Below are 23044 nucleotides of genomic sequence, written 5' to 3' on the forward strand. Positions count from 1 at the left end.
ATTGAATAAGGGGGATTTTTTATCAGACTTGTGTATGTAAGACAACGTTGCATAAGTGGAAATTGATGGAGGAAGCGGATGTCTGGGGAATATGCGATTTCTTTGGTTAAACAGCCTATTATGGCGACAAAAATCTCTTTTTTTATTGCAGGTTTCAGTATGGCGAGTTGGGCTCCTCTGATCCCATTAGTCAAAGAGCGACTGTTCTTGGATGATGGTGCAATGGGGTTGCTGATGTTGGCATTTGGTATTGGCTCTTTCATTATGATGCCAGTTGCAGGAATGTTGTCCGCACGATTTGGTTGCCGGAAAGTTTTTACTTTTTTCACGTTACTGGCCATCTTGATGTTGCCGGGATTGAGTATTCTACCTACTCCCGCAGTTCTGGCTTGTGCGCTATTTTTATTTGGGGCAGGGATTGGGGCGATGGATGTTTCGGCCAATATCCACGCAGTTAATATTGAAAAAAGAGTACAGAGTCCTGTGATGTCAGGTTTTCATGCCCTGTTCAGTTTAGGGGGAATATCCGGGGCTGGTTCGGTGAGTTTGTTGTTGTTTATGGGAATATCCCCATTTTTAGTCATGGTCGCTGTGACATTATTGATCATCCTGTTGCTGTTTCCGGTATGGAATGGATTGCTGGATGATGCAGAAGCCGAAGATACCCCGTTTTTTGCTTTGCCGCGTGGTATTGTGATCCTGATGGGTTTTCTCTGTTTTGTTGTTTATCTGATGGAAGGTTCCATGCTGGATTGGAGTGGGATCTTATTAAGCAGTGTTCATAGCATGGATAGTCATCAGGCGGGACTGGGTTATACCCTGTTTGCTATTTCCATGACATGCGGTCGATTTTTCGGAGACAGGCTGATCGCTGCCTGTGGGTATCGGCAGGTTTTTTTGGCAAGCGCTATTTTGGCGACATCAGGGTTTATCTTGATTTATCTGGCATCCAGTGTAATTGCATTGGCGGTGGCATTCCTGATGATCGGCGCTGGTTTGTCCAATCTGGCTCCGATGTTTTTTACCGCATCGGGACGGCAAAAAGTGATGCCTGATTCTTTGGCTGTTTCTGCTGTCTCTACGATGGGATATTCAGGTATTTTGCTTGGGCCTGCGATTATTGGGGGTTTAGCCCATCAGATAACATTGCACAGCGCGTTTGGTTGTATCGCTTTGTTATCTCTTTCATTATTGACGGGATATTGGTTAATTGCACCCGACCGAAAATAACAGAGGAAATATTGATGAATTTGTTGCACTGCCGTTGGCTTAATGAACCCGTTTCGTGGAAGCATCAAGATGATGAATTGCATGTGGTGACTGATAATCAAACCGATTTTTGGCGGGATACCTGGTACGGCTTCCAACGCCATAGTGGGCATGTTTTTGGTGGTTATGTAGAGGCTGCTTTTATCGAAGAAGGATTCACCTTTCAGCTCTGCATTGAAGGGCGTTTTGAGCAGTTATACGATCAGGCTGGTATTATGTTGCTGGTGGATGAGCACCACTGGTTGAAAGCGGGTATTGAGCATTCTGATGGGCAGTCAACAATTGGCAGTGTACTGACAGCTCCTTGCTCTGATTGGGCAATGGGGGTTTTTCCAGGTGACCCTGATAAATTCTGGCTGCGTCTGACCTATCAGGAAGGTGCTATCCGCTTGCAATATTCCACTGATGGTAAGCGATGGCCATTGTTGCGGTTATCTCCTTTTAATATCAGTAATCACACTGAACAGCAGGTATTTGTTGGGGCTATGTGTTGTTCACCGGAACGTGAAGGATTACAGGTGAAATTCTCTGATTTCAAATTGACGTCATCATTGAACAAAGCTCTGCATGATTTGAGTTAGAGCCTATTCTATCTGCCCGTGTGTTTTATGCACAGGTTTGATTGAAATGATGGCTTGCACGATTGCAAACCGACCAGAAAAAATCCCTTTTAAATAAATAGTTAGATGATATATCCCTCATCCAATGTGGATGAGGGATATCATGTTATTTTTTATCCATACCTGCCCAAATAACTGTCCCAATCCTTCCAGACGGGTTGCAATCCAGCTTTCACCAAAGCATCTGCAACCTGTTCAACAGAACGATGATCGTTTGGAGAGAACTGCTCCAATTCGTGATGGCCATTATCGACATAACCACCCGGTTGGGTTTTGGAGCCGGCACTGACACTATTTATTGCCAATGGCACAACGTGATCACGGAAATAGGGGGATTCACGAGTGGAGAGGGAAAGCTCTACATCTGGTGCCAGCAGGCGGAATGCACAGATCAATTGTACCAGTTCGGCTTCATTCATCAGAGAAGCGGGTTCAATGCCTCCAGCACAGGGACGCAGGCGTGGAAAAGAGATGGAATAGCGGCTTTTCCAGAATTCTTTTTGCAGGAAGAGCAAATGCTCTGCCACCATATAACAATCTGTGCGCCAGTTGTAGGATAAACCGATTAACGCGCCCAAACCGATTTTGTCGATACCTGCTCGTCCGAGTCGTTCAGGGGTTTCCAGTCGCCAATGGAAATCTTGTTTTTTCCCTTTGAGATGATGCAATTGATAACTGGGTTCATGATAGGTTTCTTGATAGACCAGTACGCCATCCAATCCTAGTGTTTTTAGTTCTGCATATTCCTCTTGTGCCAATGGTTGCACTTCCATTGTGACCGAGCTGAAGTAACGGTGTATTAAAGGAAGATAATGGCGAAAATAATCCATGCCAACCTTTTTCTGATGTTCCCCGGTTACCAGAAGAATATGCTCAAACCCTAGTTTTTTGATGGCCTGACATTCAGCTTCAATTTCCTGTTCATTGAGCGTCTTACGTTTGATGTGGTTACTCATGGAAAAACCACAATAAGTACAGTCGTTGGCGCATAGGTTGGAAAGGTAAAGTGGGATGTAAAATCCCACGGTATTACCAAATCGTTGACGGGTTAATTGTTGTGCCCGTTGAGCCAAAGGTTCAAGGTAAGACTGCGCTGCGGGGAGAGCAGTGCCATAAAATCATCCAATGTCAGATGTTCGCTGTTTAGGGCATGTTCGACATCATGTCTGGTTTTACTGTTGATACGCAGCGTGATGTCATCCCAATCCAACTGTTGCCAGCGTTGACGGAAGGTGGCTCCTGTCAATCGATTACGGGTCGCTGTATTACTGGGTGATATATTACCTGTCATAGCACCCCCAGAAAATCGGTCAGTGGACTGGAGGCTTCTGCATGGGATTTCTGGCTTGCCATACCAGCCTGATGAGCAAGTTCACCTGCCTCAATGGCTGCTTTAAATGCTTGCGCCATTTTGACCGGATTATGAGCAACGGCGATGGCGGTATTGACCAATACGGCATCGGCTCCCATTTCAATGGCTGCCAGTGCATGGCTTGGCGCGCCAATACCAGCGTCCACGACGACAGGAACATGGGATTGTTCGATAATGATTTGTAGAAAATCACGGGTGAGCAAGCCCTTGTTTGAACCAATAGGAGCGCCTAATGGCATGACAGCAGCACAGCCAGCTTCTTCCAGACGACGGCACAGAACCGGATCTGCGCCGCAATAAGGCAGGACAATAAAGCCTTCTTTGACTAACTGCTCTGCACCTTTCAGCGTTTCTACCGGATCGGGCAACAGGTATTTTACGTCAGGGTGAATTTCCAGTTTGATCCAGTTGGTGCCCAGTGCTTCCCGCGCAAGACGGGCGGCAAACACGGCTTCTTCTGCGGTTTTTGCCCCGGAGGTATTAGGCAGGAGTTTGACTCCTGACTCTTGTAATGGTGCGAGAATGCCATCATCGTTGCCATGCAGATCGATACGTTTCATGGCCATTGTGACTAACTGGCTACCAGAGGCACGGATAGCTTCCATCATTAATCCGGCATTGGCGAATTTACCTGTTCCTGTAAACAGGCGGGAGTGAAAGGGGGTATCAGCGATTTTTAACATGATTAACCTCCGGCATTAGCCACCAGCAATGGCCTGAAACAGCAGGATATTGTCCCCGTCATTAATCAGATGCGTATCCCATGCTGAGCGCGGGATAATAGTCTGATTAATAGCTAACGCAGTGCCCGGTTGGGTACGCTGTATATGTTTCAGTAACTGTTGTACCGTCATAGGCTTATTCACAGGAGCCGGCAGTGTGACTGTTTGATCGTTGACGATGATGTTCATGCGATTTTTTTCCTGAAACTGTTTTATCTATAAAAGATAATGTTCCGCAGATTGGACATTGTGGTGATGCAGTTAGCTGTAATGTGCTCCAGCTTTGTTGTCTGCCATCAAATAGCCGGAGTTTTCCACTCAGATGAGAAGGGAGACCAGCCAGCATTTTGATTGCTTCCAGCGCTTGCAGTGTACCGATAACACCGACGACTGGCCCCAAATCCAGCAGTCCGACAATTACGTTGTGGTTCTTCCTGATCGGGATAGAGACAGGCATAACAACCATGTTGGTAAGGGGGGGCAAACACCATAAGTTGCCCGCTGAACCCTACAGCACTGCCACTGATAAGGGGTGTACGGGTCTCAACACAGACAGCATTAATTGCGTGCCGGGTTGCCATGTTATCGCTGCAATCCAATATCAGGTCGACTTGCCGGACAAGATTTGTCAGTGACGTTTTATCTTGTCGCTCGCTAATAACGGTGAGATTGACGAGGGGATTTAAATCGGCCAATTGTTCTGCCGCCAGAACCGCTTTTCCGGCGGAAATATCTGCCGTGCGATAGAGGATTTGGCGTTGCAGGTTAGAGACATGTAATTTGTCATCATCTGCAAGATAGAGGTGCCCTACTCCTGCTGCGGCGAGATAAAGTGCTGCGGGGGAGCCTAACCCCCCCATTCCAACAATTAATACCTTGCCTGCTTTTAATTTTTCTTGTCCGTCAGGACCGATGTCTTCCAGTAACAATTGGCGGCTATACCGCATAAATTCTTGATCGTTCAACATAAGATCCTCCGATCATTTCTCTCAACGATCCCTGCAACCATTATTCCTTCAACTAAATAAAGCAATTTGGATGTTGCCTGTCGCCAATCTTTGGCTTTAGTGATGGCACTGACCAGCGCCACACCCCCGACACCTGTTGCGATCACATCCGGTACACGTTCCAGTGAGATACCGCCGATGGCAACGGTAGGGAACTCTGGCGTGATCTCCACCTGATGTTTCAGTGCGATTAGCCCCTGTGGTGGTGATGGCATCTCTTTGGTCGTGGTCGGGAAAATATGTCCCAGTGCGATATAAGATGGGCGCAGAGCTTTTGCCCGTGCTAATTCCTGTTCGTTGTGGGTGGAAATACCCAGACGAAGTCCGGCCTGTTGGATGGCCTGAAGATCGGCGATATCCAAATCTTCTTGCCCCAGATGTACGCCATAGGCACGGTGTTTGATTGCCAGACGCCAGTAATCGTTAATGAACAGACGGGCGTTGTATTGATTCCCCAGTGTAATGGCTTGCCGGATATCGTCCTCCACTTGCTCTTCGGACATATCTTTGATGCGCAATTGCAGAGTCCTGACACCTGCTTCCAGTAATCGCTCAATCCACATCAGGGAATCCACAACGGGATATAGCCCCAACCTATGTTCAGTCGGAGCAAAGGATATTGTTTTAAGCTGATTTGACATCGTTGATATCCTCGGCACGGTGATACAGTTCACTGCCATGAGCACGGAATTCTTCGGACATCTGTTCCATGCCAGCTTCTTGCTCTAGTTTTGCGGCATAATCTCGCACATCTTGCGTGATCTTCATTGAACAGAATTTTGGCCCACACATTGAGCAGAAGTGAGCAACCTTACCGGATTCTTGTGGTAAGGTTTCATCGTGGTAAGCGCGGGCAGTTTCAGGATCAAGTGCCAGATTAAATTGATCTTCCCAACGGAATTCAAAACGAGCTTTTGACATGGCGTTATCGCGGATTTGTGCACCGGGATGACCTTTAGCAAGATCTGCTGCATGAGCGGCGATTTTGTAGGTGATCAGCCCTTGCTTCACATCTTCTTTGTTTGGCAGGCCGAGATGCTCTTTGGGCGTAACATAACACAGCATGGCACAGCCGAACCAACCGATCATTGCAGCACCAATACCGGAGGTGAAATGGTCATAACCCGGCGCAATATCCGTTGTCAGTGGTCCCAAGGTATAGAATGGTGCTTCGTGGCAGTGCTCCAGTTCTTCTGTCATATTGCGGCGAATTAACTGCATCGGAATATGCCCCGGCCCTTCTATCATCACCTGTACATCATATTCCCAGGCGATTTTGGTCAGCTCACCGAGGGTATACAGTTCGGCAAATTGAGCTTCATCATTAGCATCCTGAATGGAGCCGGGGCGCAATCCGTCCCCCAAAGAGAGGGAAACGTCGTAGGCCGTACAAATTTCACAAATTTCACAAAAGTGGGTATAGAGAAAATTTTCCTGATGATGGGAAAGGCACCATTTCGCCATAATTGAACCACCACGGGAAACAATGCCTGTCAGGCGCTTGGCGGTCATAGGAACGTAACGCAGCAACACCCCCGCATGGATGGTGAAATAATCCACGCCTTGTTCAGCCTGCTCCAGTAACGTATCGCGAAATATTTCCCATGTCAGGTTTTCCGCGATGCCATTGACTTTTTCCAGTGCTTGATAAATAGGGACTGTGCCGATGGGTACTGGGCTGTTACGTAGTATCCATTCACGGGTTTCGTGGATGTAGCGTCCGGTGGAGAGATCCATTACCGTGTCAGCTCCCCAACGGGTAGACCAAATCAATTTTTCGACTTCTTCTTCGATAGAGGAAGTGACAGAGGAATTACCGATATTGGCATTAACTTTTACCAAAAAATTACGACCGATAATCATCGGTTCAGATTCTGGATGATTAATGTTAGCAGGAATAATCGCACGGCCAGATGCGACTTCCTGACGGACAAATTCAGGGGTGATGTTATCCGGTAAGTTTGCGCCGAAACTTTGCCCTGCATGTTGTTGGCGTAGTACCTGACTGCGGATACGTTCACGTCCCATATTTTCACGCAGTGCGATGAATTCCATTTCCGGTGTGATGATACCTTGTCGTGCATAGTACAATTGAGTCACGCGCTTGCCCTGTTTGGCTTTCAATGGCTGAGAACGATGTTTGAAGCGCAGGTGATCCAGTCCGGCATCTGTAAGACGCTGTTGAGTAAAGTCAGAACTGAGTCTTGCAACAGGTTCAGTATCATTGCGCTCTTCAATCCACGGTTGGCGGATTTTCTGCAAACCCGTTTTTACGTCCAGTATGGCTTCTGGATCACCATAAGGGCCGGAAGTGTCATAAACAGGTACGGGTTCATTCTCCTCAAATTGAGGATCCTCTTTCGTTCCGCCAATCAGTGTGGGAGATAACTGAATTTCCCGCATGGGAACCTGAATATCTTCGCGTGATCCTGCCAGATAAATACGGTTTGAATTGGGAAATGTCACACCTTGAATCGAACTGATAAATTCCTGTGCTGCATCTCGTTGGGCTTTACGTGGCCGTGCTGGATGAGCTTTAGGTGAGATATTGGTTGCAGGGATAATGTTAGCGGTAGAGGTAACGCTGTTGTTATTAATCGCATTAGACATAGCAAATTCCTGACTGTGTTATCGCCTGTCTCATTGCGCAAATAAACATGACGCTCAGAGAGGGCTTAAGTTGAGAAAATTGCTTGTCTGGAGCTCGCAGGGAGTAATGGTTGATTGCTGAATTATGTCATCCGAACAGATTTATTTGCACGACAACTTATTTGTACAACAATCTGTACAACAAAAAGAAGAACCTATCAGCGGGGTGATTACTCTTGTTCCCTTCGCGGGTATTAGCCCGATCAGGTTCTGCGGATCCCGAATAAACGGTCTCAGCCTGTGTCCACCGTGATACAGATGAACGCTAGGCACTCCGACAAGAAAACACCCAGAGTATAAAGGGGATTCTGAAAACTGCAACCAGAAAACGCTGAGCTGAAACCAGTATTCTTCGTGTGAAACTGACTTCCTGAGGTTAATGGCTTGACTATAAAGTCCAATTCAATTGTTTCCAACCATGAGCTTCTGCCGCCGCCTGCAATTGTCTATCTGGATTGACGGTAAAAACTTCGCTGGCAAATCGGCACATTGGTAAGTCATTCGCAGAGTCTGTATAAAAATAGATATGTTGTGGCGATAAATTCTGTTCTGTCAGCCATTGTTGTAAGCGGGCAACTTTCCCTTCCCGGAAAGTAGGGATGCCCTGAATATCTCCGGTATAACAACCATCTTTCATTACCATATCAATCCCCATTGCTGTTTGTATTCCAAATGCAGTAGCGATTTTCTTAACGACAAAAGAAACGGTGGCAGAAATGATGATGACAGGAATGTTTTGATGGCGGTAGATATCTAATTGTTTTCTGGCGGCAGGATAGAAGACAGGTTTGATTTTGGTTTCCACAAAATCGGTCAGCCAGATATCTATTTGCTCATGAGGAATTTGGCTGAGTGCCTGCAAGTTGGTCGCCAGATACGCTTGCATATTCAGCTTTCCTGCACAGTAATCCGATATCATTTTCTGGTCTGCCTCTATAAAGTGCGGGTCTGTAATGATGCCTTTTTCCCATAAATAATGGGTCCAGAACTGGCTGGAATCTCCACAAATCAGGGTGTCATCCAGATCAAATACGGCAATCTGTTGTGACATAATTGTTATTCCTTAATTTAGGATACCTATTGATACCTTCATATTATTGATTGAAAGTAAATCAAACACTTTATCTGCATTAAATGAACATTCAGAAACGTAATTAATATAACAGATTGCAGACAAAATACGATGAAGAGGAGTATGCTGTACTTATATTGATTTTTTATAACATTTAATTAACATTTTAATGTGGTTATAACTTAATTTGGCTATAACACAAAATACGATGCAACACATGATGGAATTGATGATGCAAAAAAAATTGACAGGTATAGAACGAGGCTGGTGGATTGTCAGTCTGGAAAATAGAGTATGGCTACCACAAGGGGAATTGCCATTAGGAACAGCCAATCAGTGGTCATTGCAAGGTTATGTGGCTTACGCTATCGGTGAATGGTTGGGAGAAACTGTTTGGTTGATACGTCATAAAATGGAAGCAGATATGTCTTCTCCTCGTCGGGTTGCAGAGCAAGATCCCAGGTTATTTCAATTGGCAGGACGTGGGATCCAATTGGCTGAGTTCTACCGTTCACATCATTACTGTGGTTATTGTGGCCGAGAAATGCAACAGAGTCAGCATGAATGGGCCTGTTTGTGCCAGCATTGTGATGAACATTATTATCCGCAAATTGCGCCTTGCATTATTGTCGGCATTCGTCGTGGTGATCACATTCTGCTGGCACAGCATCAGCGTCATCGTAACGGTATTCATACGGTACTTGCCGGATTTGTTGAAGTGGGAGAAACACTGGAAGAAGCTGTGCATCGTGAGGTGATGGAAGAAAGTAGGATAAAAATCCGTAACTTGCGTTATGTTGCTTCTCAGCCGTGGCCTTTCCCAAATTCATTGATGATGGGATTTCTGGCGGATTATGATAGCGGTGAAATTGAACATGACCCTGTCGAACTTATCAGCGCAGATTGGTATCGTTATGATGAGCTTCCTCTTATCCCTACGTCTGACACGATTGCCCGCCGTTTGATTGAGGAAACGGTTGCATTATGTCGTCAGTAATGATGTTATTGATCAATGAGTTAATCCTTTTCAAAACGTGTCCATATTTGTGCGGGAGATCTGTGCGGGAGTAGCCGGGTAACAGCTATTCCTCCCGCGACCGTATAAAGCATGAGAGTTACCTTGTGTTTTGTATAAGGGGACTATACCCATATCAAAATGGGTAACTCTCAATCTTTAATACACCTTATTGTTTTTGTTCCTCTAGGCCTCTGTTTTTCAGCATATGCTTGATACTCGGTGGCTTACCGCGCCAGTCGATATACAGTTTTTCCAAGTCTTCACTATTACCACGTGACAACACTTTATCGCGGAAACGTTGGCCATTCTCTGCCGTCAGACCTCCGTGTTCGGTAAACCAGGCAAAAGCATCATCTGCCAGCATTTCTGTCCACAGATAAGCATAATAACCGGCAGAATAACCGCCACCCCAAATGTGGTTGAAATAGCTGGAACGATAGCGCGGCGGCACGTAGCTGAGATAGATGTTGTCTTGTTGCAGAGACTCGGCTTCAAACTTATCCACGTCCTGCTGTGGTTGAGCAGCGGTCAGCATATGCCAGTGCATATCTAGCAACGCGGCTGACAGAAGCTCGGTCATGTTATAACCTTTGTTGAATTTGTCAGCTTTATTGATTTTATCCACCAACGTTTGTGGCATTGCTTCACCGGTTTGGTAATGCTTGGCATAATGGGCAAACACTTTTGGATCACGCGCCCAATACTCATTAAATTGTGATGGAAATTCCACAAAATCACGGGCGGTGTTGGTGCCGGACAGGCTCGGATATTCCTGATCGGCAAACATTCCGTGCAAGGCATGCCCAAACTCATGGAATATTGTGATCACGTCATCATACGACAATAGCGCTGGTTGGCCCGGTGCCGGTTTAGTAAAGTTGGCGACATTGTAAATCACCGGTTTGGTTCCGATGAGCTTTGACTGATCGACAAAATTACTCATCCAGGCTCCACCGCTTTTGTTGTCGCGTTTAAAGTAGTCGGTATAAAACAACGCCAATGGCTTTTTGTCTTTATCGAAAACTTCATATACGCGAACGTCGGGTTGATAAACCGGGATGTCTTTGCGCTCTTTAAAGGTAAGGCCATACAGCAGATTAGCGGCATAGAACACGCCATTATTCAGAACGTTATTCAGCTCGAAATACGGTTTAATCTGTGATTCATCCAAATCATATTTTGCTTTGCGTACCTGTTCGGCATAAAACGGCCAGTCCCAGGCCTCCAGCTTGAAGCCCCCTTTTTGCTGATCAATCACCGCCTGAATGTCTTTGGCTTCGCGCTCAGCACGTGCCGTTGCTGCCGGTACAATATCACGCAAAAATTTTAACGCGGCTTTAGGCGTTTTTGCCATCTGATTTTGCAGTTTCCACGATGCATAATCCGGGAAGCCCAGCAGCTTAGCCTGTTCAGAACGGATCTTCGCTAATCGAGCTAAGGTTTGACGTGTGTCATTATCGTCACCTTTTTCGGCTCGGGTCCACGATGCCTCAAATAACGCTTTACGCGTATTACGATCTTTCAGATTTTGCAGACTCGGTTGTTGGGTGGTGTTTTGCAATACCAACAGCCACTGTTTGTCTAGCTTACGCTCACTGGCGGCCTGTGCAGCCGCGGCAATTTCGCCCTCGGACAGCCCGTCCAGCCTGGCTTTATCTTGAATAACCAGCGCACCATTTTGGGTTGCCGCCAGCAGTTTGTTAGTAAACTGGGTACTGAGTTTTGCTGCTTCCTGATTCAAAGCTTTTAACTTTGCTTTATCCGCATCAGACAAGTTGGCTCCTGCTAACACGAAGTTTTGATAAGTCACCTCCACCAATCGGCGCGATTCCGGATCCAGATTCAACGTCTCGCGCTGCTGGTATATGGCTTTGATACGGTTGAACAGTTTACTGTTCAGCATAATTTCATCATTCATCGCCGCCAGCTTTGGTGAAGTTTCCTCATTCAGTTTTTGTAGTCCGTTAGTGGTATTAGCTGACGTCATCGCCCCAAATACGTTCAGCACTCGTGTCAACATTGCACCCGATTTCTCCAGCGCGACAAATGTATTTTTAAAATTAGGTGTGGCGGGATTATTGGCGATCTTCTCTACCTCCTTCAGTTTCTGTTTAATACCAGCAGCAATCGCGGGGGCATAGTCTGTTTCTTTTATCTTATTGAACGGAGGAGCTTGGAACGGTAGTACACTTGGGGAGAAGAAAGGATTTTTGTTCTTCTTGTATTGCTGTTGATTAGCTTCACCAGTCACACTCACCTCCTTTACCTGATCACTTGATATGTTCGTGTAGTCAGATCCCAGTTTATTTTCTTCGGCTTGCGCCTGAGAGCCTAGTGCCAAGCCAATAGCTAGTACTAAAGTGGATAAACGCATTAGTCGAAACTCCTCCATGTAAGTAGGTTATTTATCAATGAAAATGACTTCATAAGCGCTTTGACACAGTTAACTAACTAAACAATTAACTAACGTAAACCAATTTGTCCAATGATTAACTGAAGAGCGCAAACAATGAAGGGTTATGGCAACGTGAAAAACGGTATTGCCTCCACGTAACGCAGATGTTGCATTAATGTAACATGATGAGAGCGATGAATTGGTGTGCATAGTCCTTGTTCTGGGTTTTGTGACTCTGCACATAATTTTTTTTTATTTGGTGTCATTTGTTTTCGGAGGATTGGCGCTTGAACGTTTATTTATTGGTAGTCAAGACGGAAGTTCGGCTTCCAACGTGTTATCATGCGCGCGCTTTTTGTCGATAATCAAGGGAGCTTGTCATGAATGAGTTGAAAAACGACCGCTATCTGCGCGCCTTATTACGTCAGCCTGTCGATATTACACCAGTGTGGATGATGCGTCAGGCAGGACGCTATTTACCTGAATATAAAGCTACGCGTCAGAAGGCGGGGGATTTCATCTCGTTATGCAAAAATACTGAATTGGCTTGCGAAGTTACGCTCCAACCCTTGCGACGTTTTCCATTGGATGCGGCGATTCTATTTTCTGATATTTTGACGATCCCCGATGCAATGGGATTGGGGCTTTATTTTGAAGCAGGTGAAGGGCCGTGTTTTCAATTTCCGATCCTTAATCGTGCTAATGTGGAAAAATTATCTGTCCCCGATCCAGAGATGGAGCTGGGTTATGTGATGGATGCTGTTCGAGCGATCCGCAAAGCACTAGCAGGGCAAGTTCCTCTGATCGGTTTTTCTGGCAGTCCGTGGACACTGGCGACTTATATGGTCGAAGGGGGAAGCAGTAAGGCATTTACTAAGATCAAAGCCATGATGTATGCTGAGCCCGCGACATTGCATCTATTGCTGGATAAATTGGCAAACAGCGTTATTCTATATCTGAACGCGCAAATTAAAGCGGGTGCTCAATCTGTCATGATTTTCGATACTTGGGGCGGTGTGTTATCTCAGCGTGATTATCAGGAATTTTCTTTGCAATATATGCATAAAATTGTCGATGGATTGATCCGTGAACATGAAGGCCGCCGTGTACCTGTGACTCTGTTTACAAAAGGCGGCGGGCAGTGGCTTGAAGCGATGGCAGCAACAGGTTGTGATGCACTTGGGCTGGATTGGACAACGAATATTGCCGCAGCCCGCCGCCGTGTCGGGGATAAAGTGGCTTTACAAGGTAATATGGACCCATCCATGCTGTATGCTGTGCCAGCGCGAATTGAACAAGAAGTTTCGACGATCCTACAAGACTTTGGTGCAGGCAGCGGGCACGTTTTTAATCTGGGGCATGGGATCCATCAGGATGTTCCGCCAGAACATGCAGGGGCTTTTGTCGAAGCAGTACACAGACTTTCAGTAAAATATCATCAATAGCCTATGATTGATACGAAGGCATTACGTCAGGAACAAATAGAAAAAGCACGACAGGTTATCCGCCATGATGCTTTTTCTGCATCTTTTGTGCCGGAATTCATTGCAGGCGCGGACGTTGGGTTTGAAGAAAACGGGACGATAACCTGTGCAGCCATTGCTATCTTGCATTATCCCACCCTTAAACTGGTAGAATATCAAATTGCGAGGGTGGAAACTGTACTCCCCTATATCCCCGGCTTACTCTCATTTCGTGAATATCCGGCATTGCTCGCAGCATGGAATAAGCTAAGTCTACGACCTAATCTGGTGATGGTTGATGGTCAGGGTATTGCCCATCCGAGGCGTCTGGGGGTCGCCAGCCATTTTGGCTTGTTGGTGGATGTTCCGACAATCGGGATAGCTAAAAGTCGTTTATGTGGTGAGCATGAGCCTGTGGGCGAGGCATTGGGTAGTAGCCAGCCGTTGATCGATCATGGTGAACAGATTGGTCTCGTATGGCGGAGTAAAAAAAGATGTAATCCACTCTATATTTCCATCGGTCATAAGATCAGTATTGAGAGTGCTATCTATTGGATTGAGCATTGTATGAAAGGATATAAACTGCCTGAACCGACCCGTTGGGCTGATGGAATTGCCTCAAATAGACCGTTTTTTAAGCAAACAATGCAGAAGAATCTATAATTTAGGCGGAAATATGTGGATATTCTTGATTTTCAGGTAAACTTCGACGCAAATTAAGTATCATGAGTAACAGCTAATGTTAAGAAACCCGATCCACCTGAGGTTGGAGAAACTTGAAAGTTGGCAACATTTGACTTTTATGGCTAGTCTATGTGAGCGGATGTATCCAAACTATCAAGCATTTTGTCGCCAGACTGAGTTTGCAGATCCTGCGCAATATCGTCGCATTCTCGATCTGGTTTGGGAGACATTAGTTGTCAAAGATGCAAAAGTAAATTTTGATAACCAGCTGGAAAAACTGGAAGCCATTATCCCATCAGCAGATAGCTATGATATTTATGGTGTGTATCCAGCAATTGATGCGTGTATTGCATTAGGTGAAGTCATTCATTCGCGTTTGAGTGGTTCAACGTTAGAGCATGCAATAGCCGTCAGTGAAATATCCATCCGAACTGTCGCCATGCTGGAAATGACCCAAATTGGTAAAGAAATGACAGAGGATGAATTAAAGGCATTGCCTGCCATTGAAGAAGAATGGGATATTCAATGGGAGATTTACCGTTTATTGGCGAACTGCGAAGAACGGGACATAGAATTAATTAAAGGATTAAAGGCTGATCTCCGTGAGTGCGGGGTCAGTAATATCGGCATAAACTTGGAGTGATAAGTCATAAAACGTGACTTAGTGCTTGAATTGCCGGATTTAAAGACTTCACATTTGCCCTCACTCTGTTCTACATTGAGGGCGAAAAGAAGTGGCTATCGGTGCGTGTATGCAGGGGTGCTGTCAAATCGGCATATCCGTCGCACTCGATGCTTTGCAAACGATAAACACACTGTAAGGATAATCTATGAATAAGACTGAATTAGTTGATGCAATCGCAGCAGGTGCTGATCTGACCAAAACTCAGGCTAAAGCTGCCCTGGAATCAACTTTGAATGCAATCACTGAATCTCTGAAAAACGGTGATGCAGTGCAACTGGTTGGCTTTGGTACTTTCAAAGTTAATCATCGTGCAGAGCGCACTGGTCGTAACCCACAGACTGGTAAAGAAATCAAAATTGCAGCAGCAAACGTACCTGCTTTCTCTGCTGGTAAAGCACTAAAAGACGCAGTTAAGTAATCGTATTGCGAAAAAAGAAGAGAGAGGGGAATTCAAAGCCCCTTTTGTTGACGCTACAGGGGCTGCTAGCATTGGGGGTTATCTCATTGCTCAGCGCCTGTTCAGTTCAACCAAAAACTCCAATTTTCAGCGCCAGTGGTTTCATTACCGATGGTGGTGTTATCCGCTTATGGCGCTTGAATGATCAAAATAGTAAACCTCAAGTCATTATGAGTGTTTACAGCCCCTACCATCATAAAAATACCACTGTCTCTTTCTATGAATACCGCCGAGGGAATTTGTGGCAAGTGCGTCGTAACGTACTCAATAATCATCCGGCAGAAAAGATTTTGCGGTTGGATAGAGAGAACAATGTTATTTTTATGCAAAGCCAGTTCGATAGCCGACGTGAACAACTCTCCAATGATGACATTATTAGCTTGCAGTTTGATGCTAAACGGACAGAGGAAATCAGCAATGCTCTAATCGCAGGGGAAGTTAAACTGGTTCAGGGACATTGGCAGAATGGTGAAGTGACTACTTGTGCGGGGAAAAAATTATTTATTGAGTTTGAGCCTCAGGATCGAATATGGCTCGAAGAAAGGCACAAGAATAGCTATGGTATACTCACAATTGCATGGTTGGAAGCACCAGCAGGGAGGCAGTTATTACTGGTTGCCAATGATGATTTTTGTCGCTGGGAGCCGACGAAAGATAAGTTGTAAGCCTGTACTTTCGTCAGCTCTTTCCGACTATTTTATTTCAGACGCGCAATGGCGCGATAACCAATATCTTTCCGATAAAAACAACCTTCCCAACTAATCTTTCCAGCTTTCAAGTAAGCCTTTTTTTGTGCTTCTGCAATATTGTCACCCAATGCCGTAACACATAAAACACGGCCACCTGCGGTTACTACTTCTGTATCCTTGAGGGCTGTTCCCGCGTGGAAAACTTTTTCATCAGATTGAGTTTCGTTGAATGGTGCTTCTTGATTCAAGCCAGTGATCACATCACCTTTGGTATAATCAGACGGATAACCATTTGCCGCTAACACTACACCCAGTGCAGAGCGGGCATCCCATTCGGATGTTTTACCATCTAACTGGCCTTTTGCTCCAGCGAGACAGAGTGCAACCAAATCAGAGCGCAAACGCATCATAATGGGTTGGGTTTCAGGATCACCAAAACGGCAGTTAAATTCGATAACTTTCGGCTCACCTTGTTTATCAATCATCAAACCTGCATAGAGAAAACCGACATAGGTATGTCCTTCCACAGCCATACCTTCGATTGTCGGGTAAATGATTTTCTCCATCACACGCTGGTGGATCTCATTATTTATAACTGGTGCTGGAGAGTATGCGCCCATTCCGCCAGTATTTGGCCCTGTGTCTCCATCACCGACCCGTTTGTGATCCTGGCTGGTTGCCATGGGAACCACATTTTTACCATCTACCATAACAATAAAACTGGCTTCTTCTCCGTCCAGAAATTCTTCAATGACAATCCGATGCCCTGCATCACCAAATGCATTGCCCGCCAGCATATCTTTAACAGCGTTCTGAGCCTCTTCCATCGTCATGGCGACAACTACCCCTTTACCTGCCGCTAGGCCATCGGCCTTAATGACAATAGGTGCTCCCATTTTTTCCAGATAAGCGAGAGCGGGTTCAACTTCTGTGAAATTTTGGTAAGCCGCTGTTGGTATATGGTGACGTGCGAGGAAATTTTTGGTGAAAGCCTTAGAACCTTCCAGTTGGGCGGCTGCCTTAGTCGGGCCAAAGATTGTCAGCCCTGCCTGTTGAAAAGCATCAACTACACCGATAACCAGAGGGGCTTCTGGCCCTACAATAGTGAGAGCAATATTATGGCCTTGAGCAAAGGCCAATAAACCATCAACATCTGTTGCGGCAATATCTACATTCTTTAGATTCGCTTCCAATGCTGTTCCAGCGTTACCCGGTGCGACATAAACTTGATTTGCCAGCGGAGATTGAGCTGCTTTCCACGCCAGTGCATGTTCCCTTCCGCCACTACCAATAATCAGTACATTCATCAGGTTCTCCTATTATAAAGCTCAGATAGGTTAATGGCGGAAATGACGCATACCAGTAAAAATCATGGCGATGCCATGCTCATCAGCAGCAGCAATCACTTCATCATCACGTATAGAGCCGCCAGGCTGGATCACACAACTCACTTCCACGGCTGCGGCAGCATCAATACCGTCTCGGAACGGGAAAAAAGCATCAGAAGCCATAGCACATCCCTGAACTTTCAGCCCTTCATCGGCTGCCTTAATTCCTGCGATCTTAGCTGAATAAACACGGCTCATCTGGCCTGCACCAATACCGATTGTCATATTATCTTTGGCATAAACAATGGCATTGGATTTAACAAACTTAGCGACTTTCCAGCAGAATAGCGCATCCTGCATTTCTTGTTCTGTTGGTTGACGTTTAGAAACTACCCGTAACTGAGCTTTCGTTACCATACCTAAGTCACGTTCTTGTACCAATAAACCACCATTGACACGTTTGAAATCTAACCCGGCAGCGGGTGAATACCATTCGCCACAGGACAGAACGCGGACATTTTGTTTGGTTGCCAGAATTGGCAAGGCTGCTTCATGAATAGTGGGTGCAATGATGACTTCAACAAACTGACGCTCAATGATAGCTCTGGCAGTATCTGCATCCAGTTCACGGTTAAAGGCAATAATTCCACCAAATGCTGAGGTAGGATCAGTTGTGAATGCACGCTCATAAGCTGTACGGATATTAGTTCCAATCGCAACGCCACAAGGATTGGCATGTTTGACAATCACGCAAGCAGGTTCTGAAAAGGTTTTCACGCACTCCAAAGCGGCATCGGTATCTGCGATATTATTGTAAGAGAGCGATTTGCCTTGTAGTTGTGTGGCTGTAGCAATAGAAGCTTCTTCTATATTCTCTTCTATATAGAAAGCAGCATCCTGATGACTATTCTCACCATAACGCATATCTTGCTTCTTGATGAAGTTCAGATTTAGCGTACGAGGGAATTTACCTGACGGTTGGTCGATTTCACCGTGATAAGCAGGAACCAGTTTGCCAAAATAGTTGGCGATCATGCTGTCATAAGCGGCTGTATGTTCAAATGCTTTAATAGCCAGATCGAAGCGGGTTGATTGAGTCAGAGAATTCTGATGGTTATCCATTTCCTCTATAATCTTATTATAATCCTGGCTATTGACAACAATAGCGACATCTTTATGGTTCTTGGCTGCGGAGCGAACCATGGTCGGGCCGCCAATATCGATATTCTCCACCGCATCTTCCAGAGAGCAATCCGGCTTCGCGACAGTTTGCGCGAAAGGGTAAAGGTTGACGACTACCATATTAATCGGTGCAATCTGGTGTTGCGCCATCACTGCATCATCTTGCCCGCGTCGACCAAGAATGCCGCCATGTACTTTAGGATGAAGTGTTTTCACTCTTCCATCCATCATTTCAGGAAAACCAGTATAGTCGGAAACTTCGGTAACATTCAGACCTGCTTCGGCCAGTAGATGTGCTGTTCCCCCTGTTGAAAGCAGTTCGACACCGCGATTGGATAAGGCCTTAGCAAATTCAACAATACCCGCTTTGTCAGAAACACTCAGCAGGGCACGATGGATTGGACGAAGCTGTTGCATTAGTGTGATCCCTTGGATTTCATCAAACAAGAATGTGCCATTAAAAAATTATGTGGTAATTTTTTCTGCTATGATTGTAACGCAAACGTTTGCGTGATGCTCGATAAATTTTATCGAAATATCCATCTGTTAATAACTTGTGTATAACTTCGTATAAGTCTGGGTTTTGCTGTGTAATTCAGCAAATGATAATTTTTTTCAAAAAAACTATTGTCAGCGCCAGAAAACACCCTATAATGCGCATCCGTTGTCACGACAAACACACAAATAAGTCGGGATGACAGGAGTGACAGGCCACGAAAATAAAGGCTTGACACGCTGAGAGGAAAGCGTAAGATACGCTGCCTCGCAACCCGGAACGTAGGTTCGGTTGCCCATGCTCTTTAACAAATTAATCAGACAATCTGTGTGGGCACTCGCAAGACACCGTCGAAAGCCGAAAGGCAAAAAGATTAAGTCTTGAAGAGTGACTGAACAGTTAATTCATTACGAACTAACAGTTTAATTCTTTGAGCAGCAAACTTTGAATTGAAGAGTTTGATCATGGCTCAGATTGAACGCTGGCGGCAGGCCTAACACATGCAAGTCGGGCGGCAGCGGGGGAAAGCGTGCTTTCCTGCCGGCGAGCGGCGGACGGGTGAGTAATGTCTGGGGATCTGCCCGATGGAGGGGGATAACCACTGGAAACGGTGGCTAATACCGCATAACCTCTGGGGAGCAAAGTGGGGGACCTTCGGGCCTCACGCCATCGGATGAACCCAGATGGGATTAGCTAGTAGGTGGGGTAAGGGCTCACCTAGGCGACGATCCCTAGCTGGTCTGAGAGGATGACCAGCCACACTGGGACTGAGACACGGCCCAGACTCCTACGGGAGGCAGCAGTGGGGAATATTGCACAATGGGCGGCAGCCTGATGCAGCCATGCCGCGTGTATGAAGAAGGCCTTCGGGTTGTAAAGTACTTTCAGCGGGGAGGAAGGCGTGAAGTTGAATACACTTTGCGATTGACGTTACCCGCAGAAGAAGCACCGGCTAACTCCGTGCCAGCAGCCGCGGTAATACGGAGGGTGCAAGCGTTAATCGGAATTACTGGGCGTAAAGCGCACGCAGGCGGTCCATTAAGTTAGATGTGAAATCCCCGGGCTTAACCTGGGAATGGCATCTAAGACTGGTGGGCTAGAGTCTCGTAGAGGGGGGTAGAATTCCACGTGTAGCGGTGAAATGCGTAGAGATGTGGAGGAATACCGGTGGCGAAGGCGGCCCCCTGGACGAAGACTGACGCTCAGGTGCGAAAGCGTGGGGAGCAAACAGGATTAGATACCCTGGTAGTCCACGCCGTAAACGATGTCGATTTGGAGGTTGTGCCCCTGAGGTGTGGCTTCCGGAGCTAACGCGTTAAATCGACCGCCTGGGGAGTACGGTCGCAAGATTAAAACTCAAATGAATTGACGGGGGCCCGCACAAGCGGTGGAGCATGTGGTTTAATTCGATGCAACGCGAAGAACCTTACCTACTCTTGACATCCAGCGAAGCCTTTGGAGACAGAGGCGTGCCTTCGGGAGCGCTGAGACAGGTGCTGCATGGCTGTCGTCAGCTCGTGTTGTGAAATGTTGGGTTAAGTCCCGCAACGAGCGCAACCCTTATCCTTTGTTGCCAGCACGTTAGGGTGGGAACTCAAGGGAGACTGCCGGTGATAAACCGGAGGAAGGTGGGGATGACGTCAAGTCATCATGGCCCTGACGAGTAGGGCTACACACGTGCTACAATGGCGGATACAAAGAGAAGCGACCTCGCGAGAGCAAGCGGACCTCATAAAGTCTGTCGTAGTCCGGATTGGAGTCTGCAACTCGACTCCATGAAGTCGGAATCGCTAGTAATCGTAGATCAGCATGCTACGGTGAATACGTTCCCGGGCCTTGTACACACCGCCCGTCACACCATGGGAGTGGGTGGCAAAAGAAGTCGGTAGCTTAACCTGCGGGAGGGCGCTGACCACTTTGTGATTCATGACTGGGGTGAAGTCGTAACAAGGTAACCGTAGGGGAACCTGCGGTTGGATCACCTCCTTAACCTATGAGGGTGAACTGTGAGTGTTCACACAGATTGTCTGATGAAGAAAGAGACGGTATCGGCACAGGCTTGTAGCTCAGGTGGTTAGAGCGCACCCCTGATAAGGGTGAGGTCGGTGGTTCAAGTCCACTCAGGCCTACCAATTTTTTTGAATTGGCGGCAAGCCGGTAACGTGATAAATGGGGCTATAGCTCAGCTGGGAGAGCGCCTGCCTTGCACGCAGGAGGTCAGCGGTTCGATCCCGCTTAGCTCCACCATGATCGACTCTTGACGATGTGATTTCAGAATAGATTGAGACTTATCAGTCTAGTGTGAAATAGATGCTCTTTAACAATCTGGAACAAGCTGAAAATTTGAAACACTCAGTAGATGTCAAAGACAACTATTGAGGAGTCTCTCAAAACTCCAGTCCGAAGACTTCTTCGGGTTGTGAGGTTAAGCGACTAAGCGTACACGGTGGATGCCTAGGCAGTCAGAGGCGATGAAGGGCGTGCTAATCTGCGATAAGCGCCGGTAAGGTGATAGGAACCGCAATAACCGGCGATACCCGAATGGGGCAACCCAGTGCAATCCGTTGCACTATCCTGACCTGAATTCATAGGGGCAGGAGGCGAACCGGGGGAACTGAAACATCTCAGTACCCCGAGGAAAAGAAATCAACCGAGATTCCCCCAGTAGCGGCGAGCGAACGGGGAGGAGCCCAGAGCGATCAGCAGTGTCAGCGTCAGGAGAACGGTCTGGAAAGGCCGGCAGTAAAGGGTGACAGCCCCGTATCCGAAGACGCTGGCAGTGTGAGCTCGACGAGTAGGGCGGGACACGTGGTATCCTGTCTGAACAGGGGGGGACCATCCTCCAAGGCTAAATACTCCTGACTGACCGATAGTGAACCAGTACCGTGAGGGAAAGGCGAAAAGAACCCCGGCGAGGGGAGTGAAAGAGAACCTGAAACCGTGTACGTACAAGCAGTGGGAGCACCTTCGGGTGTGACTGCGTACCTTTTGTATAATGGGTCAGCGACTTATATTCTGTAGCAAGGTTAACCGTTTAGGGGAGCCGCAGGGAAACCGAGTCTTAACGGGGCGCGAAGTTGCAGGGTATAGACCCGAAACCCGGTGATCTAGCCATGGGCAGGTTGAAGGTTGGGTAACACTAACTGGAGGACCGAACCGACTAATGTTGAAAAATTAGCGGATGACTTGTGGCTGGGGGTGAAAGGCCAATCAAACCGGGAGATAGCTGGTTCTCCCCGAAAGCTATTTAGGTAGCGCCTCGTGAACTCATCTCCGGGGGTAGAGCACTGTTTCGGCTAGGGGGTCATCCCGACTTACCAACCCGATGCAAACTGCGAATACCGGAGAATGTTATCACGGGAGACACACGGCGGGTGCTAACGTCCGTCGTGAAGAGGGAAACAACCCAGACCGCCAGCTAAGGTCCCCAAGTCCTGGTTAAGTGGGAAACGAAGTGGGAAGGCTCAGACAGCCAGGATGTTGGCTTAGAAGCAGCCATCATTTAAAGAAAGCGTAATAGCTCACTGGTCGAGTCGGCCTGCGCGGAAGATGTAACGGGGCTAAACCAGGCACCGAAGCTGCGGCAGCGACATATTAATGTTGCTGGGTAGGGGAGCGTTCTGTAAGCCGCTGAAGGTGAACCGTGAGGTTTGCTGGAGGTATCAGAAGTGCGAATGCTGACATAAGTAACGATAAAGCGGGTGAAAAACCCGCTCGCCGGAAGACCAAGGGTTCCTGTCCAACGTTAATCGGGGCAGGGTGAGTCGACCCCTAAGGCGAGGCTGAACAGCGTAGTCGATGGGCAACAGGTTAATATTCCTGTACTCGGTGTTACTGCGAAGGGGGGACGGAGAAGGCTATGTCATCCGGGCGACGGTCGTCCCGGTTTAAGCGTGTAGGTGGGATAACCTGGCAAATCCGGTTATCTGTAACACT

Annotated in this window: 16 protein-coding genes, 2 tRNA genes, 2 rRNA genes, 2 pseudogenes and 1 riboswitch; of the genes and pseudogenes, 12 read left to right on the top strand and 10 right to left on the bottom strand. The window is 46.9% G+C overall.

All coding sequences use genetic code 11. The features are described 5' to 3' along the window. Window positions 1–78: 78 nt before the first annotated feature. Both AAC852_RS05925 and AAC852_RS05930 read left to right on the top strand, forming a co-directional pair. Complete coding sequence (locus AAC852_RS05925) at window positions 79–1230, top strand: MFS transporter (protein WP_340620217.1); 1152 nt, start codon at window positions 79–81, stop codon at window positions 1228–1230. Between the two features lie 14 nt (window positions 1231–1244). Next, window positions 1245–1850: a DUF1349 domain-containing protein gene (locus AAC852_RS05930; protein ID WP_340620218.1), complete on the top strand. Its 606-nt coding sequence runs from the start codon at window positions 1245–1247 to the stop codon at window positions 1848–1850. Window positions 1851–2002: 152 nt separating this feature from the next. On the opposite strand, the pseudogene thiH reads toward AAC852_RS05930, so the two are convergent. The 7 genes and pseudogenes from thiH to AAC852_RS05965 all read right to left on the bottom strand — a co-directional run bounded on the left by thiH (window position 2003) and on the right by AAC852_RS05965 (window position 8690). Beyond that, window positions 2003–3180: pseudogene (gene thiH, locus AAC852_RS05935) on the bottom strand (2-iminoacetate synthase ThiH). Continuing rightward, entirely contained in the window at window positions 3177–3944 is a 768-nt protein-coding gene (locus AAC852_RS05940) for a thiazole synthase (RefSeq protein WP_340620219.1), read from the bottom strand. Before AAC852_RS05940 ends, thiH begins: the two are co-directional and overlap by 4 nt. Window positions 3945–3959: 15 nt before the next feature. Beyond that, window positions 3960–4172, bottom strand: coding sequence for a sulfur carrier protein ThiS (thiS, locus tag AAC852_RS05945; protein ID WP_047684907.1), 213 nt, complete (start codon window positions 4170–4172; stop codon window positions 3960–3962). After that, window positions 4120–4951 (bottom strand): annotated as a pseudogene (locus tag AAC852_RS05950) (HesA/MoeB/ThiF family protein). The gene thiS and the pseudogene AAC852_RS05950 overlap by 53 nt, the downstream one beginning before the upstream one ends. After that, window positions 4945–5631, bottom strand: coding sequence for a thiamine phosphate synthase (thiE, locus tag AAC852_RS05955; protein ID WP_340620220.1), 687 nt, complete (start codon window positions 5629–5631; stop codon window positions 4945–4947). Before thiE ends, AAC852_RS05950 begins: the two are co-directional and overlap by 7 nt. Then, on the bottom strand, window positions 5615–7600 hold the full coding sequence (gene thiC, locus AAC852_RS05960) for a phosphomethylpyrimidine synthase ThiC (protein ID WP_340620221.1): 1986 nt from the start codon (window positions 7598–7600) through the stop codon (window positions 5615–5617). The genes thiE and thiC overlap by 17 nt, the downstream gene beginning before the upstream one ends. A 202-nt stretch (window positions 7601–7802) precedes the next feature. After that, window positions 7803–7926, bottom strand: a riboswitch (TPP riboswitch). Between the two features lie 101 nt (window positions 7927–8027). Then, window positions 8028–8690: an HAD family hydrolase gene (locus tag AAC852_RS05965; RefSeq protein ID WP_340620222.1), complete on the bottom strand. Its 663-nt coding sequence runs from the start codon at window positions 8688–8690 to the stop codon at window positions 8028–8030. Window positions 8691–8943: 253 nt separating this feature from the next. Here AAC852_RS05965 and nudC point away from each other — a divergent pair, with 253 nt between their 5' ends. After that, a complete protein-coding gene (nudC, locus tag AAC852_RS05970) occupies window positions 8944–9708 on the top strand; it encodes an NAD(+) diphosphatase (RefSeq protein WP_340620223.1) in 765 nt (254 codons plus the stop codon). 187 nt (window positions 9709–9895) lie between these two features. Here the strand turns inward: nudC and dcp are convergent, their stop codons facing one another. After that, entirely contained in the window at window positions 9896–12103 is a 2208-nt protein-coding gene (gene dcp, locus AAC852_RS05975) for a peptidyl-dipeptidase Dcp (RefSeq protein ID WP_340620224.1), read from the bottom strand. 401 nt (window positions 12104–12504) lie between these two features. On the opposite strand from dcp, the gene hemE reads away from it, so the two are divergent. From hemE to AAC852_RS06000, 5 genes are all read left to right on the top strand, one after another. Then, window positions 12505–13569 carry a uroporphyrinogen decarboxylase gene (gene hemE / locus AAC852_RS05980; protein WP_340620225.1) on the top strand — a complete coding sequence of 355 codons (1065 nt, stop codon included), beginning with the start codon at window positions 12505–12507 and terminating at the stop codon, window positions 13567–13569. 3 nt (window positions 13570–13572) lie between these two features. Then, window positions 13573–14250 carry a deoxyribonuclease V gene (nfi, locus tag AAC852_RS05985; protein ID WP_340620226.1) on the top strand — a complete coding sequence of 226 codons (678 nt, stop codon included), beginning with the start codon at window positions 13573–13575 and terminating at the stop codon, window positions 14248–14250. Window positions 14251–14326: 76 nt separating this feature from the next. Next, window positions 14327–14914 carry a YjaG family protein gene (locus AAC852_RS05990; RefSeq protein WP_340620227.1) on the top strand — a complete coding sequence of 196 codons (588 nt, stop codon included), beginning with the start codon at window positions 14327–14329 and terminating at the stop codon, window positions 14912–14914. 187 nt (window positions 14915–15101) lie between these two features. Beyond that, window positions 15102–15374 (top strand): nucleoid-associated protein HU-alpha, encoded by a 273-nt coding sequence (hupA, locus tag AAC852_RS05995; protein WP_010848914.1) that lies wholly within the window; start codon window positions 15102–15104, stop codon window positions 15372–15374. A gap of 44 nt (window positions 15375–15418) precedes the next feature. After that, window positions 15419–16078 carry a DUF1481 domain-containing protein gene (locus AAC852_RS06000; protein ID WP_340620228.1) on the top strand — a complete coding sequence of 220 codons (660 nt, stop codon included), beginning with the start codon at window positions 15419–15421 and terminating at the stop codon, window positions 16076–16078. 32 nt (window positions 16079–16110) lie between these two features. Here the strand turns inward: AAC852_RS06000 and purD are convergent, their stop codons facing one another. Both purD and purH read right to left on the bottom strand, forming a co-directional pair. Further along, window positions 16111–17409 carry a phosphoribosylamine--glycine ligase gene (purD, locus tag AAC852_RS06005; RefSeq protein ID WP_340620229.1) on the bottom strand — a complete coding sequence of 433 codons (1299 nt, stop codon included), beginning with the start codon at window positions 17407–17409 and terminating at the stop codon, window positions 16111–16113. Between the two features lie 30 nt (window positions 17410–17439). Continuing rightward, entirely contained in the window at window positions 17440–19029 is a 1590-nt protein-coding gene (gene purH, locus AAC852_RS06010; RefSeq protein WP_340620252.1) for a bifunctional phosphoribosylaminoimidazolecarboxamide formyltransferase/IMP cyclohydrolase, read from the bottom strand. 525 nt (window positions 19030–19554) lie between these two features. Between purH and AAC852_RS06015 the strand changes: the two genes are divergently transcribed. The 4 genes from AAC852_RS06015 to AAC852_RS06030 all read left to right on the top strand — a co-directional run. Further along, window positions 19555–21097: ribosomal RNA gene (locus AAC852_RS06015) — 16S ribosomal RNA — on the top strand. Between the two features lie 66 nt (window positions 21098–21163). Beyond that, window positions 21164–21240 (top strand) — tRNA-Ile (locus tag AAC852_RS06020). 39 nt (window positions 21241–21279) lie between these two features. Next, window positions 21280–21355, top strand: a tRNA-Ala gene (locus tag AAC852_RS06025). Window positions 21356–21531: 176 nt separating this feature from the next. After that, window positions 21532–23044 (top strand): 23S ribosomal RNA (locus AAC852_RS06030); the annotation flags it as partial.

The organism is Xenorhabdus siamensis (genome assembly GCF_037996745.1).
Lineage (GTDB): Bacteria > Pseudomonadota > Gammaproteobacteria > Enterobacterales > Enterobacteriaceae > Xenorhabdus > Xenorhabdus indica.

Bases quoted from the DNA above. Each gene is read 5' to 3' on its own strand.
- thiS (WP_047684907.1), bottom strand. From the start codon at position 4,172: ATGAACATCATCGTCAACGATCAAACAGTCACACTGCCGGCTCCTGTG.
- dcp (WP_340620224.1), bottom strand. From the start codon at position 12,103: ATGCGTTTATCCACTTTAGTACTAGCTATTGGCTTGGCACTAGGCTCT.
- thiE (WP_340620220.1), bottom strand. From the start codon at position 5,631: ATGTCAAATCAGCTTAAAACAATATCCTTTGCTCCGACTGAACATAGG.
- purH (WP_340620252.1), bottom strand. From the start codon at position 19,029: ATGCAACAGCTTCGTCCAATCCATCGTGCCCTGCTGAGTGTTTCTGAC.
- hupA (WP_010848914.1), top strand. From the start codon at position 15,102: ATGAATAAGACTGAATTAGTTGATGCAATCGCAGCAGGTGCTGATCTG.
- AAC852_RS05925 (WP_340620217.1), top strand. From the start codon at position 79: ATGTCTGGGGAATATGCGATTTCTTTGGTTAAACAGCCTATTATGGCG.
- AAC852_RS05930 (WP_340620218.1), top strand. From the start codon at position 1,245: ATGAATTTGTTGCACTGCCGTTGGCTTAATGAACCCGTTTCGTGGAAG.
- AAC852_RS05940 (WP_340620219.1), bottom strand. From the start codon at position 3,944: ATGTTAAAAATCGCTGATACCCCCTTTCACTCCCGCCTGTTTACAGGA.
- AAC852_RS05965 (WP_340620222.1), bottom strand. From the start codon at position 8,690: ATGTCACAACAGATTGCCGTATTTGATCTGGATGACACCCTGATTTGT.
- thiC (WP_340620221.1), bottom strand. From the start codon at position 7,600: ATGTCTAATGCGATTAATAACAACAGCGTTACCTCTACCGCTAACATT.
- purD (WP_340620229.1), bottom strand. From the start codon at position 17,409: ATGAATGTACTGATTATTGGTAGTGGCGGAAGGGAACATGCACTGGCG.
- nudC (WP_340620223.1), top strand. From the start codon at position 8,944: ATGCAAAAAAAATTGACAGGTATAGAACGAGGCTGGTGGATTGTCAGT.
- hemE (WP_340620225.1), top strand. From the start codon at position 12,505: ATGAATGAGTTGAAAAACGACCGCTATCTGCGCGCCTTATTACGTCAG.
- nfi (WP_340620226.1), top strand. From the start codon at position 13,573: ATGATTGATACGAAGGCATTACGTCAGGAACAAATAGAAAAAGCACGA.
- AAC852_RS05990 (WP_340620227.1), top strand. From the start codon at position 14,327: ATGTTAAGAAACCCGATCCACCTGAGGTTGGAGAAACTTGAAAGTTGG.